13 protein-coding genes are annotated in these 15,245 nt (G+C 54.6%); 7 read left to right on the top strand and 6 right to left on the bottom strand.

Annotated features, from left to right (window positions below; genetic code table 11):
* The first annotated feature begins 68 nt into the window (after positions 1 to 68).
* The 5 genes from pgpB (at position 69) to yciH (ending at position 3,689) form a co-directional block, all read left to right on the top strand.
* Positions 69 to 833: a phosphatidylglycerophosphatase B gene (pgpB, locus tag C1N64_RS13575; RefSeq protein WP_033741819.1), complete on the top strand. Its 765-nt coding sequence runs from the start codon at positions 69 to 71 to the stop codon at positions 831 to 833.
* Positions 834 to 961: 128 nt separating this feature from the next.
* On the top strand, positions 962 to 1,273 hold the full coding sequence (locus C1N64_RS13570; protein ID WP_394514886.1) for a LapA family protein: 312 nt from the start codon (positions 962 to 964) through the stop codon (positions 1,271 to 1,273).
* 6 nt (positions 1,274 to 1,279) lie between these two features.
* Positions 1,280 to 2,449: a lipopolysaccharide assembly protein LapB gene (lapB, locus tag C1N64_RS13565; protein WP_006119326.1), complete on the top strand. Its 1,170-nt coding sequence runs from the start codon at positions 1,280 to 1,282 to the stop codon at positions 2,447 to 2,449.
* 206 nt (positions 2,450 to 2,655) lie between these two features.
* Positions 2,656 to 3,369, top strand: coding sequence for an orotidine-5'-phosphate decarboxylase (gene pyrF / locus C1N64_RS13560; RefSeq protein WP_006119325.1), 714 nt, complete (start codon positions 2,656 to 2,658; stop codon positions 3,367 to 3,369).
* On the top strand, positions 3,366 to 3,689 hold the full coding sequence (gene yciH / locus C1N64_RS13555; protein WP_006119324.1) for a stress response translation initiation inhibitor YciH: 324 nt from the start codon (positions 3,366 to 3,368) through the stop codon (positions 3,687 to 3,689). Before pyrF ends, yciH begins: the two co-directional genes overlap by 4 nt.
* Before the next feature lie 80 nt (positions 3,690 to 3,769).
* On the opposite strand, the gene osmB is transcribed toward yciH, so the two are convergent.
* Positions 3,770 to 3,985, bottom strand: a complete 216-nt coding sequence (gene osmB, locus C1N64_RS13550) for an osmotically-inducible lipoprotein OsmB (protein WP_006119323.1) — start codon at positions 3,983 to 3,985, stop codon at positions 3,770 to 3,772.
* 345 nt (positions 3,986 to 4,330) lie between these two features.
* Between osmB and araD the strand changes: the two genes are divergently transcribed.
* Positions 4,331 to 5,029 carry an L-ribulose-5-phosphate 4-epimerase gene (gene araD / locus C1N64_RS13545; RefSeq protein WP_006119322.1) on the top strand — a complete coding sequence of 233 codons (699 nt, stop codon included), beginning with the start codon at positions 4,331 to 4,333 and terminating at the stop codon, positions 5,027 to 5,029.
* 269 nt (positions 5,030 to 5,298) lie between these two features.
* Positions 5,299 to 6,165 (top strand): crotonase/enoyl-CoA hydratase family protein, encoded by an 867-nt coding sequence (locus C1N64_RS13540; RefSeq protein ID WP_033741810.1) that lies wholly within the window; start codon positions 5,299 to 5,301, stop codon positions 6,163 to 6,165.
* Between the two features lie 12 nt (positions 6,166 to 6,177).
* Here C1N64_RS13540 and pdeR read toward each other — a convergent pair whose 3' ends face one another.
* From pdeR to C1N64_RS13515, 5 genes are all read right to left on the bottom strand, one after another.
* Entirely contained in the window at positions 6,178 to 8,163 is a 1,986-nt protein-coding gene (gene pdeR / locus C1N64_RS13535) for a cyclic di-GMP phosphodiesterase (RefSeq protein WP_039340199.1), read from the bottom strand.
* A 156-nt stretch (positions 8,164 to 8,319) separates the two neighbouring features.
* Complete coding sequence (locus C1N64_RS13530) at positions 8,320 to 8,610, bottom strand: YbdD/YjiX family protein (protein WP_164481996.1); 291 nt, start codon at positions 8,608 to 8,610, stop codon at positions 8,320 to 8,322.
* Positions 8,603 to 10,669 (bottom strand): carbon starvation CstA family protein, encoded by a 2,067-nt coding sequence (locus C1N64_RS13525; RefSeq protein WP_033741806.1) that lies wholly within the window; start codon positions 10,667 to 10,669, stop codon positions 8,603 to 8,605. Before C1N64_RS13525 ends, C1N64_RS13530 begins: the two co-directional genes overlap by 8 nt.
* Before the next feature lie 182 nt (positions 10,670 to 10,851).
* Entirely contained in the window at positions 10,852 to 12,783 is a 1,932-nt protein-coding gene (locus tag C1N64_RS13520; protein ID WP_033741804.1) for an exoribonuclease II, read from the bottom strand.
* 111 nt (positions 12,784 to 12,894) lie between these two features.
* On the bottom strand, positions 12,895 to 15,198 hold the full coding sequence (locus C1N64_RS13515) for an FdhF/YdeP family oxidoreductase (protein ID WP_039341548.1): 2,304 nt from the start codon (positions 15,196 to 15,198) through the stop codon (positions 12,895 to 12,897).
* Between the last annotated feature and the right edge of the window lie 47 nt (positions 15,199 to 15,245).

The following is a 15,245-nucleotide window of genomic DNA, read 5'->3' as shown; positions in this document are numbered from 1 at the left end:
ATGTTATTCTTTTTTAAGCTAAAGTTTTACCGGTATGACGGCTTTTCATCAGCAAAAAGGGAAAAGGGATGGTTAAAATTTTGCAACGTACCACAGCAGGGATGGTGTTACTGCTGATGATGCCATTAGCCGTGTGGCTGTCCGGCTGGCAATGGCAACCCGAGGAAAGTAACACGTTTCTGAGAGTCCTGTTCTGGATGACAGAAACGGTGACCCGGCCATGGGGCATACTGACCAGCCTGGTGTTAAGTGCCTGGGTATTATGGTGTCTTCGCTTTCGGCTTAAACCGGCATTGCTGCTGTTGCTGATCATGAATGTCACGATTCTGGCGGGCCAGTATACCAAATCATTCATTAAAGAGCGGGTGCAGGAACCCCGACCTTATGTGGTATGGCTGGAGAAAACGCACGGTCTGGATGACAAAACCTTCTATCAGTTAAACCGCACCCAGCGTGGTGAACGCGTTACCGCACTGATTGCGGATGAATCGCATATTCCGGTCTGGCTGAAAAAGCACTGGGCGTTTGAAACAGGGTTCGCCTTCCCGTCAGGTCATACTTTGTTCGCGGCGAGCTGGGCATTACTGGTCATTGGCCTGCTATGGCCGCGCCGGCATTATAAAACGATAGTGCTGGTCGGCGTTTGGGCGGTGGGCGTTATGGGAAGCCGCTTGTTACTGGGTATGCACTGGCCGCGCGATCTTGCCGTTGCCACCGTGCTGTCCTGGTTTTTGGTGGTCATCGCCACCTGGCTTGCCCAGCGCTTTTGTGGACCGCTGACGTTGCCCCCCGACGAGCAAAAGGAAGTGGCAGAACGCGACCAGGGATTGTAATTGCGCCGTTCAGCCTCATATCTTGCGACTGAACCGCGCAAAAGTGCTTCGCCTGATGCTGCAAGGAGCAGTATTTCTGCCGTAATTTTGGCATACTTTGATTCGACAACCTCACAACAGGATGCACTGTGAAATATTTGCTGATTTTTTTAGTGATTTTGGTCATTTTTATCATTTCTGTGACCCTTGGCGCACACAACGACCAGGTTATCACCTTTAACTATCTGCTGGCGCAGGGCGATTTCCGTATCTCCACTTTACTGGCAACGTTGTTCGGTGTGGGCTTCCTGCTGGGCTGGGTCATTTGTGGGCTGTTCTGGCTGCGTGTTCGCGTCTCGCTGGCGAACGCCCAACGTAAAATTAAACGTCTGCAGGCTCAGGTTGATCAGAATGCGCCTGGCACAGGTGGTAAACCGTTGCCGCCAACCGTGCAGGAATAAGATTCCATGTTAGAACTGCTGTTTCTGTTACTGCCTGTTGCGGCGGCCTATGGCTGGTACATGGGACGCCGTAGTGCGCAGCAGGACAAGCAACAGGAATCCAACCGCTTGTCACGCGAATACGTGGCGGGCGTTAACTTTCTGCTGTCTAACCAACAGGATAAAGCGGTCGATCTGTTCCTTGATATGCTGAAGGAAGACAGCGGCACCGTTGAGGCGCATCTTACGCTGGGAAACCTGTTCCGCTCCCGCGGTGAAGTCGACCGTGCAATTCGAATCCATCAGTCGTTAATGGAAAGTGCCTCTCTGAGCTATGAGCAGCGTTTATTAGCTATCCAGCAACTGGGGCGCGATTACATGGCCGCGGGGCTTTATGACCGCGCAGAAGACATGTTTAAACAGCTCACCGATGAAACGGATTTCCGCATTGGTGCCCTGCAGCAGTTATTGCTTATTCATCAGGCGACCAGCGACTGGCTTCAGGCGATTGAGGTCGCTGAGCGCCTGGTGAAATTAGGCAAAGACAAGCAGAAGGGCGAGATCGCGCATTTCTACTGTGAACTGGCTTTGCAGGCGATGAGCAGCGACGATCTTGACCGCGCAATGACGCTGTTGAAAAAGGGCGAGGCGGCAGATCGCCAGAGCGCGCGAGTCTCCATTATGATGGGACGCATTCTGATGGAGAAAGGGGAGTACGGCAAAGCGGTTGAGCATCTGCAACGTGTACTGGATCAGGACAAAGAACTGGTCAGTGAAACGCTGCCGATGCTGGAGACCTGTTTTCAGCGACTTAATCAGCCCGACGCCTGGGCCGCCTTTCTCAAACGCTGCGTGGAAGAAAATACCGGCGCCGCCGCAGAACTTTATCTTTCCGCGATTCTGGAGCAAGAGCAGGGCGCGGAAGCCGCACAAAATTACATTAATCATCAGTTACAGCGTCATCCCAATATGCGCGTATTTCATCGCCTGATGGAGTTTCACCTGCATGAGGCGGAAGACGGTCGCGCCAAAGAGAGTCTGATGGTCCTGCGCGACCTGGTCGGCGAACAAATCCGGACCAAGCCGCGCTACCGTTGCCAGAAATGTGGGTTTACTGCCCATGCGCTTTACTGGCATTGTCCTTCCTGCCGCACCTGGTCATCGGTCAAACCGATTCGGGGACTCGACGGGCAATAACTGCGCACGCGATGCGCACTGTTGCCTGTCTTTCTGGTGCCTAATTTAGTTACAACATACTATAAAGAGCCTCTTCACCAGCCTGCATCCGCACCGTGCGAATATCGCCTCGCAGGATAACAGGGATTGTGATGGGAAATGCGGGCAGGTAGAATGCGTGCCGTTTGTCTAACGCGCCAGCAGGTGCCTACCGCAGAGGAAATAGCATGGCCTTATCCCCGACTTCACCCGTGTTAGTGGCGCTTGATTACCACGATTTAAACAGCGCGCTGCATTTTGTTGATCAGATAGAGCCAGGTAGCTGTCGCCTGAAAGTGGGCAAAGAAATGTTCACCTTATTTGGCCCTCAGTTGGTCAAAACGCTGCAACAACGCGGCTTTGAAATCTTCCTCGACCTGAAATTCCATGATATTCCCAATACAACGGCCCATGCTGTCGCCGCCGCCGCCGATCTTGGTGTCTGGATGGTGAATGTGCACGCCAGCGGCGGTGCGCGTATGATGAACGCCGCCCGGGAAGCGTTAGTGCCTTTTGGGCAGCAAGCGCCGTTACTGATTGCCGTCACCGTCCTGACCAGTATGAATGCAGATGACTTGCTGGGTCTGGGTATCACGCTTTCGCCGGCAGAGCAGGCCGAGCGCCTGGCAAAGCTGACCCACGAATGTGGCCTGGATGGTGTGGTTTGTTCCGCCCACGAAGCCGCCCGATTTAAACAGGTCATTGGCAGGGACTTTACGCTGGTCACGCCAGGCATCCGCCCGGCCGGCAGCGACGCCGGCGATCAGCGTCGCGTAATGACGCCGCAGCAGGCGAAGCTCGCCGGGGTGGATTATATGGTCATTGGCCGCCCGGTTACACAGTCTGCTAACCCGGCGGCGACGCTGAAAGCCATAATTAATGATCTGGAGGCGGTAAAATGAGTCGTGACAACCCACTTGTATATTCCACAGATTCAGGCCGCATTGTGCAACCCGAACAGAAAGTGGAACGTCCTAAAGGGGACGGCATTGTCCGTATCCAGCGCCAGACCAGCGGCCGGAAAGGCAAGGGCGTTTGCCTGATAACTGGTGTGGACATGGATGACGGTGCACTGAATCTGCTGGCTGCCGAGCTAAAAAAGAAATGCGGTTGCGGCGGATCGGTGAAAGACGGTGTGATTGAAATTCAGGGCGACAAACGTGATTTACTTAAAAGCCTGCTGGAAGCCAAAGGTATGAAAGTAAAACTGGCGGGCGGTTAAATAAAAAACCGGGCGACTTGTGTAGCCCGGCTTATGGTGTAGATGCGCTGCGTAGCCGTTAATTATTTTAATTGCGGTTCTTAGTGAATCTGATGACCGATAATGCCACCTACTGCGGCGCCGCCGACTGTACCCAGCGCGCTGCCGTTGGTCAGTACTGAACCACCAATGGCACCCGCACCTGCACCAATCGCAGTATTGCGGTCACGCTTAGACCAGTTAGAACAGCCGCTTAACGCCACAACCAGGGTGGTCGCTAAGACCGCAACGGTCAATTTTTTCATTGTAATTGTCATAAACTTCTCCTTTATTGTGTTTGCAGAGGCAACACACTAAGTATAGCTTTGAAATTTTTTTCAGGCCGCCTGTGCCGCATTATTACCGCATCCTTTTAGTATAAAAACGCGGACACCATGGACGATCTGTTTGTAGCGGCTGAAAAGCACCAGTAGCAGGTGGACCTGCCCGACGCCTGACAGAATTCTATTCATTTTGAAGGTTTTCCGAAGAGGGATAATTCTTAATTCTCAGCACAATTTTCCATTCACAGCTATTTTCCGCTGCTTTTTAGCCATTTGCTCCATAACGTTTTTTCTGCCTGCTCCGCAAAATGTTAAGACCTTATTCAGCAGGAGAAAAAAATGCTGGAACATCTGAAACAACAGGTTCTGGAAGCCAATCTCGATCTTCCTAAACATAACCTTGTTACCTTCACCTGGGGCAATGTCAGCGCCCTCGATCGTGAGCAGGGTTTGCTGGTGATTAAGCCTTCCGGCGTCAGTTACGATGTAATGAAAGTGGATGACATGGTAGTGGTGGATCTGGCGAGCGGAGAGGTTATCGAAGGCACAAAACGTCCTTCCTCTGACACGGCTACGCACCGGGCGCTTTATCTGGCCTGGCCCGAAGTAGGTGGAATTGTCCATACGCACTCACGCCACGCCACCATCTGGGCGCAGGCCGGTCGTGCCATTCCGGCCTGGGGAACCACACACGCGGACGACTTCTACGGTGAAATTCCCTGTACCCGCGCCATGCGTGACGAGGAGATTCAACAGCAATACGAGTGGAATACGGGTGAAGTGATTATTGAAACCTTTGCACAGCGTGGGCTTTCTCCCACTGCGATTCCCGCCGTGCTGGTGAATTCACATGGCCCCTTCGCGTGGGGCAAAGATGCCCATGCGGCGGTGCACAGCGCGGTGGTGCTGGAAGAGGTGGCGTATATGGGATTGTTCAGTCAGCAGCTGACGGCCGGTCTTCCCCCCATCCAGCAAACCCTGCTCGATCTGCATTACTTGCGCAAGCATGGTGAAAATGCCTGGTACGGCCAGAAATAAGGTTGAGGGCGCAGCCTGGTCTGCGTCCTGATTTGCGCGTTATGCACGGCTTACGTGGCGTGAAAGTCTCTTCAGTGCCCGTTATCGGTTGGCGCTGTTCTGCCAGCGAGTCGCGTGCTATCAAGAAATCATACTAATCAATTAAATGTCGTGCATCAGGGATCACTCTGGAATTTATCTTGTAAATCAATCTCTCATTTGGTCTGGCCTCACTCTGGATTAGGCTGATGTGGCGCAATTAGCGCATCAAAATAACAGAGGATGAGACAATGACCGTGATTAACCAACCCACATGCAGACTGTTTTCCGAAGCCGGACAAACCACGCAGTTAGTGGCTTATTACGAAGAAGGGAGACGTACCATGTGGATGATGTTACGCGCCCAACCGCGCCCCAGCTTTAATCATGAACTGATTGAAGAGATCATGAATCTCAGTTACGCGGCCCAGCGTTCTGGCTTACCCATCGACTTCTGGGTCACCGGCTCGTTAGTGCCACAAATGTTTAATGCCGGTGGTGATTTGCGCTTCTTTGTGGAGTGTATCCGCAATAATCGCCGGGAAGCGTTGCGTGCCTATGCACGCGCCTGTGTTGACTGCATTCATTCTGCCGCGCGTGGCTTTGACACCGGAGCCGTGACGCTGGCAATGATTGAGGGCAGTGCACTGGGCGGCGGTTTTGAGGCAGCGCTGGCGCATCACTTTATCCTGGCGCAAAACAACGCCCGTATGGGTTTTCCGGAGATTGCGTTTAACCTGTTTCCGGGTATGGGCGGCTATTCATTAGTCGCCCGGCGTTCGGGCATGAAGCTGGCGGAGGAGCTGATCATCGAAGGCGAATCCCACAGCGCAGAGTGGTACGAAACGCGGGGACTGGTTGATAAAGTGTTTCAGCCAGGCGACAGCTACCGTGCCACCCGGACGTTCATTGATACCTTGCGGCCCAAACTCAATGGAGTGCGCGCTATGCTGAAGGCGCGCCAGCGCGTATTGCAGCTTTCCCGCGCCGAGTTAATGGACATCACGGAAGACTGGGTCGATTACGCCTTTTCGCTTGAAGCAAAAGATATCGCCTATATGGAGCGTTTAGTCCAGTTACAAAACCGCCACACCGCATCACTGCGTAAAGCGGGTTAGGGATTTAAGCGTTTACTTGCGGGCAGGATGCTGAGCCAGCCAATGCCCAAACTGTTCGGCGGGCATTGGTTTTGCGTAGAAATAGCCTTGTCGACCATCGACGCCATTCTTCAGCACGAAGGCCTCTTCATCGGCGGTTTCTATGCCTTCGGCAATAACCTGTAAATCCAGCGCCTTGGCAACCGCAACAATTGCGCGCACCAGCGACTGTGAGACAGGGCGTTTATTCACATTGCGGATAAAACTTTGATCCAGCTTAATGGCGTTAATAGGCACTCGTGCCAGCTGTGATAACGAGGAATAACCGGTACCAAAATCATCCAGATGGACCTGGGCACCCAGCTCCTGGAACTTGTGCATTAACTTCAGCGCTTCCGCTTCGTTCTCAATCAGACAGCTCTCCGTGAGTTCGATATCGATCGGGCTTTCCGTTAAACCGGCGTCAGTCAGCGCCTGCTTCAGATCGCTGTAGATCGACTGATCCATCAACTGGCGCGCGGAGACGTTGACGGCCACGCGCAGATGAATATCCTGCTGGCGCCATGCGATAATCTGTTTCAACACATTGAGCATCACCCAGCGCCCCAGCGGCACAATCAGTCCTGAATCTTCAGCATAGGGGATAAAGTCAGCAGGCGAGACCAGTCCGCGCTCGGGTGAATGCCAGCGCACCAACGCTTCGGCACTGCGTACTTTTCCGTCCGTGTCCACTTTGGGTTGGTAGTGCACCAGTAAATGGTCCTGCTCCAGCGCTTTGCGAAGATTGGTATCAAGCCACAGATATTCAAATACCCGCCGGTTCATCTCTTCAGCAAAAACGCAATATTTACCGCGATTGTTCTCTTTGGCGTGATACATCGCCGTATCGGCATTGCGGATCAGGCATTCACGATCTTCCCCGTGCAGCGGCGCGATGGCAATGCCGATGGAGCAGCCGCTGTAAACTTCGATAAGGCCAATGCGGAAGGGCTGACGTAACCGATCCAGAATGCGCGTCGCCATCGCTTCCAGCGCCGCCTGGCTGGTCTGTTCGGCCAGCACCACAAACTCATCACCGCCAAGGCGTCCCAGCGTCTGGTTCTTACTCAGACAACTCAGAATAGCCAGCGACACCGCCTGCAGCAGTTGATCGCCAAACATATGGCCATAAGCGTCATTCACTTTTTTGAAATTATCCAGGTCCAGATAGACCACACCGGTTTCACTGCCTTCCGCCCGTTCCAGCGCCTGACTGATTTGCTGATGTATCGCGTGACGGTTGGGCAGGCCGGTAATACCATCCGTATTGGCCATGACACGCAGTCGCTCCTGAGCGCGACGTTCTTCGGTAATATCCGTTCCGGAACAGATGAGGAAAATTTCATTTTTTCCGCTGCCGCTGTGAACAAACTTATTACGAAACAGAAAGAGTCGCTGTCCCTTCATCGTTTTGATCCAGCGTTCGACTTCATAAGAGTTACCATCACGGAAGAAGCCCGCAATGTTGCGACGTGACGCTGCCGCCTCCTGCTTGGTCATAAAAAGCTGAAAAACATTCCGGCCAATCACATCCTGCTCATACAAGCCGGTGTACTCTTCGCTGAGTCGGTTAAAGCGCTGAATATTGCCCCGCTGGTCAAGAATGACGATAACGGAATTGGCCTCTGAAACCACCTGTTCCGCAAAGGACAGCCCCAGCGTCAGATCGCGTGCGACCGCCGATGTATCGCCCCAGGCGGATGCGGTACCGGCCCAGACGGACTGATTGATGCGCCGTCCGACAAAATGCATGGCCACCTGCTCACCATGGATTGTTAACGTCAGGTTGATACTGGAAGTAATCACTGGCATAGCTCGCAGTAAACTGCACTGGCCAGGCGTCAGCGGCACAGCAACACTCGTATTCGATGATTCATCTAAGGCAAAAAGCAGCGCATCGCTGTCCGCGCTTAACCGCCAATGAGGGCTGGTTGTACCAAACAAGGTATACAACAATGATTGCCCTTGTTCATCGGTCATGATCACTCCCTCCGGGAAGTCCATAGCTGACGTTATCTCATTATTTTAGCAACAGTATTCATCTACTGATGTCAGCACAAGATGAAAGTGTATTTATTTTACTTTCCAGAAAAAACAGGAACAAAAAACCCCGCCGAAGCGGGGCCGGCAGGCGGTTCAGCACGGACATTTACCCAGTTTTCCAGCCTGACTGGGAAAGCGGGCGTCCAGACAATAACGATGAAAGTCACGCTCGCTCATCGGTGGCAGGTCTGGATGCTGCTGCCGCATGTGCTGCAGGTATTTTTGGTAGTCCTGAACGCCCACCATCAGACGAAAGCTTTGCTGTAGCCCCTGCCAGAATGCCCGCCAGCGAAAACCAGGGCGGACGGGAGCATAGCGTAATTCGCAGCGCACAATTTGCCACGACCCTGTTGGCCGTGTTACACGATGAATGCTGTCAGACATGGCGAATCTCCTTCCGCAGCGTGGTCGCGGACTCATGCGTGGTAGGCACCTCACTGCGCAGGGCGCGACGAATCACAAAAAAAGCCGCAATGAGCATGGTAACGGCGACCAGCATAAAGAACCCGCACAGGGCCGCGTTAATCTGGTTGCTGAAAACGATGGTGTGCATATCGGCGACGGTTTTCGCCGGTGCGATAATCACGCCTTCATCCAGACCTTTACGGAATTTATTGGCCTGCGCCAGAAAGCCGATGGACGGTTTTTCGTGGAAAATCTTCTGCCATCCCGCGGTCATTGAGGTAATAAACAGCCAGATCGTTGGCAGAATGGTCACCCACGCATAACGCTGCTTCTTCATTTTAAACAGCACCACGGTGCCCAGAATCAGCGCCATGGAGGCCAGCATCTGGTTACCGATGCCAAACAATGGCCACAGCGTATTAATGCCGCCCAGCGGATCAATCACGCCCTGATACACAAAGAATCCCCAGCCAGCCACCGCAACGGTTGTGCCCGCAAGGTTACCCAGCCAGGAGCGGTTATTGGCCATTGATGGCACCACGGTGCCCACCAGGTCCTGCACCATAAACCGACAGGCACGCGTACCGGCATCGACGGCAGTCAGAATAAACAGGGCTTCAAACAGAATGGCAAAGTGATACCAGAAGGCCATCATGGCGCGACTGTTAACCACCTCGGTAATGATATGGGCCATACCGACGGCAAACGTCGGTGCGCCGCCAGCACGGGACAGAATGGAGGCTTCCCCTACATCCCGTGCAATTCCACTTAACATCTCCGGTGTAACAACAAAGCCCCAGCCGTTGATCACCTGGGCGGCATTTTCAACGGTGGTACCAATCAGCGCCGCCGGGGCATTCATTGCAAAATACACGCCGGGATCCAGCACTGAGGCGCAAATCAGCGCCATTATGGCGACAAACGACTCCATCAACATCGCGCCGTAGCCAATAAAGCGAATGTGGCTTTCCCGCTCCACGAGTTTTGGGGTGGTTCCGCTGGAAACCAGCGCATGAAAGCCGGAAATCGCCCCGCAGGCAATAGTGATAAACAGGAACGGGAACAGAGCCCCTGAGAAGACCGGGCCGGTGCCGTCAATGAAGCGGGTCACGGCGGGCATCTTCATCTCTGGCATGGCGAACACAATACCTACAGCCAGACCAACGATGACGCCAATTTTCAGAAAGGTCGAGAGGTAGTCCCTCGGTGCTAACAGCAGCCACACCGGTAATACCGATGCGATAAAACCATAAATGACCAGCACCCAGGTCAGTGACGTGCCTTTCAGGGTAAAGAACGGCCCCCAGTAGGGATGTTGTGCGACATCGCCACCGTAAATAATGGCCGCCATCATCAGCACAAAACCAATCAGTGAGACTTCAGCAATTTTACCGGGGCGCAGAAAGCGCATGTAGATGCCCATAAACAGCGCGATAGGGATCGTTGCGGCAATGGTAAACAGGCCCCAGGGGCTGTTCGCCAGTGCCTTCACCACCACCAGCGCCAGCGCGGAAAGGATAATAATCATCACGCCCAGCGCACCCAGCATAGTGATGACGCCAGCGAAGGCCCCCAGCTCCTGACGGGCCATTTCGCCCAGTGAACGGCCATCGCGTCGGGTCGAGATAAACAGCACCAGGAAATCCTGAACCGCACCGGCCAGCATCACGCCGACCAGAATCCAGATCGTGCCAGGTAAAAAGCCCATCTGCGCGGCCAGAATCGGACCGACCAACGGGCCCGCACCGGCGATAGCGGCAAAATGGTGACCAAACAGCACCCATTTGTTGGTGGGGACGTAGTCCAGACCGTCGCTGAGACGTTCAGCAGGCGTCAGGCGACGATCGTCGAGTTCGAAAATGTTGCGGGCGATAAAGAGGCTGTAAAAACGATAGGCAATGCTGTAACAGGCGACTGCGGCAACCACCAGCCAGACTGCGTTGACGTGTTCGCCGCGATTAAGCGCCAGCATCGCGAACGCGCCCGCGCCAGTTAACGCCACCGCTAACCAGATCACGCCGGTTTTGACGTTCTTCATAACTCACTCCTTGTAGAGACCGAATGGAAGGCGATCGAATACAACGAGCTAACGTTAATGTAATGGAATGTAAGTGAAAGTTAATAAGGAGAGAACTGTGAAGCGCAGTGCAAATTTAGCGTGTGCGGAAGCGGTACGTCAGGAATGAGCGGGACAGGCTATCCTGTCCCGCTGGATAATACTCAGGCTGCGGGGCGAGCGACGACGCTGCGGGTTTCCATACGCACTTCGGCGATGGTCACGTCGATCACATCGGTCACGCGGTAAACCACTTCACCTTTGATCTGCACTGTGCCGCTTTCCTGGCTGCATACCAGTTCGTCACGAACGGAGTGCAGGAACGGAGCAGGGATAAACGCCACTGCGCCATTCTCCAGCAAACGCACGCGCATGCCACCACGGGAAATATCGATAATTTCCGCGCTGAATTTACGATCTGTCGCCGCAAAAGGTGACAGGTAACGGGCATAAAGCCAGTCGCCCACGTCACGCTCGGCCATGCGGTTAAGACGGCGGCGCTCGCTCATGGTGACCGTGACAGCGTCATCGGGCCGGGCGATCGACTCACCACGCACGATGGCTTTCAGCAGGCGATGGTTGATCATGTCGCCAAATTTACGAATCGGTGAGGTCCAGGTCGCATAGGCTTCCAGGCCCAGACCGAAGTGCGGGCCAGGTTCGGTGGTGATTTCCGCATACGTCTGGAAACGACGAATACGGCTGTCCAGGAACTGGGTCGGCTGGGCATCCAGTTCCCGGCGCAGCACGCGGAAACCGTCCAGCGTGGTAATCGCTGAAGGATCTGCCGTAATCCCATGTGTCGCCAGCACGGCGGCGGCCTGCTCGGCGTTGGCAGTATCGAAGCCTGCATGGACGTTATAGATCCCAAAGCCCAGCTTATCGCGCAGCACCTCGGCCGCACAGATGTTGGCCAGAATCATGGCTTCTTCAACGATTCGGTTGGCAATGCGACGCGGTTCAGCGACGATATCCAGCACTTCGCCTTTCTCGCCCAACAGGAAGCGGTAATCCGGGCGATCTTTAAACACCAGCGCATGGGCCTGGCGCCATTCGCCGCGAGACAGGCACAATTGATGCAGCAGGCGGATCTGATTCGCAATCGCGTCATTCTGCGGCTGCCACTCGCCGCTGTTCTCCAGCCAGTCAGAAACCTCGTCGTAGACCAGTTTGGCTTTCGATTCGATCCAGGCCGCGAAGAAGTGCACATCAGACAGGCTGCCATCCTGCGCCACGGTGACGCGACAGGCCAGTACCGGGCGACGCACATCAGGGCGCAGGGAGCAGACATCATCGGAAAGCTCGCGCGGCAGCATCGGGATATTAAAGCCCGGCAGGTAGTTGGTGAACGCACGTTGAGCGGCCAGCTTATCCAGCTCGCTGCCTTCAGCCACGTAGGCGGTCGGATCGGCAATGGCGACCGTCAGGCGCAGGGCATTGTCTTCCAGCGCCTCAACATAGAGCGCATCGTCCATATCTTCTGTGCTGGCGCTGTCGATGGTCACGAAATCCAGCGCGGTCAGGTCTTCACGCTGCAGGTTTTCGTCCAGCATCTCGCCAAAACCCATTTCAGGGGCCTGGCGCTCCAGATTGTGACGTGACAGTGTCACCCACCACGGCGCAAGGTGGTCGTCTGCGCTGACAATAAATTCGGTCAGTTCGGCATAAAAGCCGCGGTCACCCTTTAACGGATGACGTCGCATTTCCGCGACGGCCCAGTCGCCCTGTTGGAAATCGTGGGTCAGCCCACGTACCGGACGGCACTGAATGGCCTCTTTCAGCAGGGGATGATCGGGCACGATAGAAAGACGATCGTCTTTTTTCTGCACACGGCCTACAAAACGGCTCAGAAAAGGCTCGACCAGCGTTTCTGGCTCTGCGCTTTCACGATCTTTATCGGTGTGGATGACGGCAATAATACGGTCGCCGTGCATCACTTTCTTCATCTGCGGGGGCGGGATGAAATAACTTTTTTGTGCATCGACTTCCAGAAAGCCGAATCCCTTTTCGGTGCCTTTTACAACGCCTTCTGCACGCGGCGTTTGTGAATGGAGCTTCTCTTTAAGCTGCGCAAGCAGCGGATTATCCTGGAACATGATTTTTACGTTTCGTGGCCTAATAGCGGCTGACAGTTTTACGCGAATCGCGGTCCCGCGGCAAGGCAAAAAGCCGGACGAACCGGCTTTTTGCCTGGAGCAAAGCCTGAATCAGGCAATGCGTTGGGTGACCGTTGCCTGCGACAATTCCAGCTTAACCGGCACCGATTTCGAGGTTGGCGTACCGCTAATATCACCGTAGCTGTTCAGCGGAACCAGCGGGTTGGTTTCTGGATAATAGGCCGCCAGGTTGCCACGCGGGATGTTGTAAGGCACCAGCTTAAAGCCGCTCACGCGACGTGTTACGCCATCATTCCACAGGGTTTCAATGTCAACATTCTGGCCTTCGCTGAAGCCTAATGCCGCCATATCGTCCGGGTTGATAAAGACGACTTCACGCTGACCGTAAACGCCGCGATAGCGGTCATCAAGGCCGTAAATCGTCGTGTTGTACTGATCGTGCGAACGCAGGGTTTGCAGCGTGAAGGGCACCTCCTGATCCAACTGCGGAAACAGCGAGTCAGGCAGCGCGGCAGGGCTGAACTCGGCCTTACCGGTCGGCGTGTTGAAGCGCAGTTCGGCGGCGGCATTACCCAGATAGAACCCACCAGGCTGATCGCATTTGCTGTTAAAGTCGGCAAAGCCAGGAATCGTGGCTGCGATGTGATCGCGAATCAGGTTGTAGTCCGCCGCCAGATCCAGCCACTTCACCTTTTCATCGCCCAGTACCGCATGCGCAATGCTGGCGACAATCGACGTTTCTGAACGTTGTGTATCCGCCAGCGGAATACCCACGCCTTCAGACGCGTGCACCATGCTGAAGGAATCTTCCACGGTAATATACTGATTGCCCGTCGCCTGCAAATCGCGCTCGGTGCGGCCCAGCGTAGGCAGAATCAGGCCCTCATGACCGGGAACCAGATGGCTGCGGTTCAGTTTGGTACTGATATGCACGGTCAGGCCACAACGTGACAGCGCTTCTTCGGTGCGCGGTGAATCCGGTGCCGCCGCCGCCAGGTTGCCACCCAGCGCGATAAGCACTTTGATTTCGTCACGCAGCATGGCATTCAGTGCTTCAACGGTGTTATGACCTGCCGCACGCGGTGGCTCAAAATTGAAGTGCTGACCCAGCGCATCCAGGAACGGTTTTGCCGGTTTCTCATCAATGCCCATGGTGCGGTTACCCTGCACATTACTGTGACCACGAACAGGGCACAGACCCGCACCTTTTTTACCTAACTGGCCAAACAGCAGCTGCAGGTTAGTAATTTCGCGCACGGTATCGACGGAATGTTTGTGCTGAGTGATACCCATCGCCCAGGTACAGATGACCCGATCGGCGCTCTGGTAAATCGCTGCCGCTTCACGGATCTGCGCTTCAGTCAGGCCGGACTGCGCCACAATCTGCATCCAGTCGGTGTTATCCACGGCGTCAAAGTAGGCTTCAACGCCGTGCGTTTTGGCATTCAGGAACGCCTGATCGAACAGGCCGCTTTCGCCTGCCGCAATGCGCGCGCGATGCGTTTCCAGCAGGGCTTTAACCATGCCGCGCACCGCGGCCATATCGCCACCCAGGTGCGGCTGATAATAGGCCGAGCTGATGGTACCGGCTTTCGAGGTCACAATTTCCAGCGGCTTCTGCGGATCGGCGAACCGTTCCAGACCGCGTTCGCGCAGCGTATTAAAGGTCACAATTTTTGCACCGTGATCGGCAGCGTGACGCAGGCTGTGCAACATGCGTGGATGGTTAGTGCCCGGGTTCTGCCCAAAAACAAAAATCGCATCCGCATGGTCAAAATCATCCAGACGAATCGTGCCTTTACCCACGCCAATGCTGCGCTTCAGTCCCGCACCGCTGGCTTCGTGACACATGTTCGAGCAGTCAGGGAAGTTATTGGTGCCCAGCATGCGGCCAAACAGCTGATAAAGCCATGACGCTTCATTACTGGCGCGACCTGAGGTGTAAAGCTCCATCTGGTCTGGATTGTCCATCGCTTTGATGTGCTGCGCGATAAGCGCATAGGCGTCATCCCAACTGATGGGCTCGTAGTGATCGGTTTCACGGTTGTAGCGCAGGGGATGCGTCAGGCGGCCCTGATACTCCAGAAAGTAATCGCTTTGAGCATAGAGCGTGGTCACGCTGTGTTTCGCAAAGAAGTCGGCATCCACAACGCGGCGTGTCGCTTCCCAGGTTACCGCTTTCGCTCCGTTTTCACAAAAGCTGAAAGTACTTTTATTGTCATCGCCCCAGGCGCAGCCCGGGCAGTCAAAGCCACGCGCCTTGTTCATACGCATGAGATTGCGCAGGTTTTTCAGGGCAGCTTTACTGTCGAAAACAAAACGTGTCGTGGCTTCCAGTGAACCCCAGCCACCCGCGGCGGCGCGGTATGGTTTAATTTGGCGCTTAAATTTCATCATAGGTGCAGGCTTATTTTTTTGTTGGACGAATGTTGCAAGGATAT

The organism is Pantoea sp. SGAir0215 (assembly GCF_043543215.1).
This window is presented reverse-complemented; position numbering and strand designations above follow the sequence as displayed.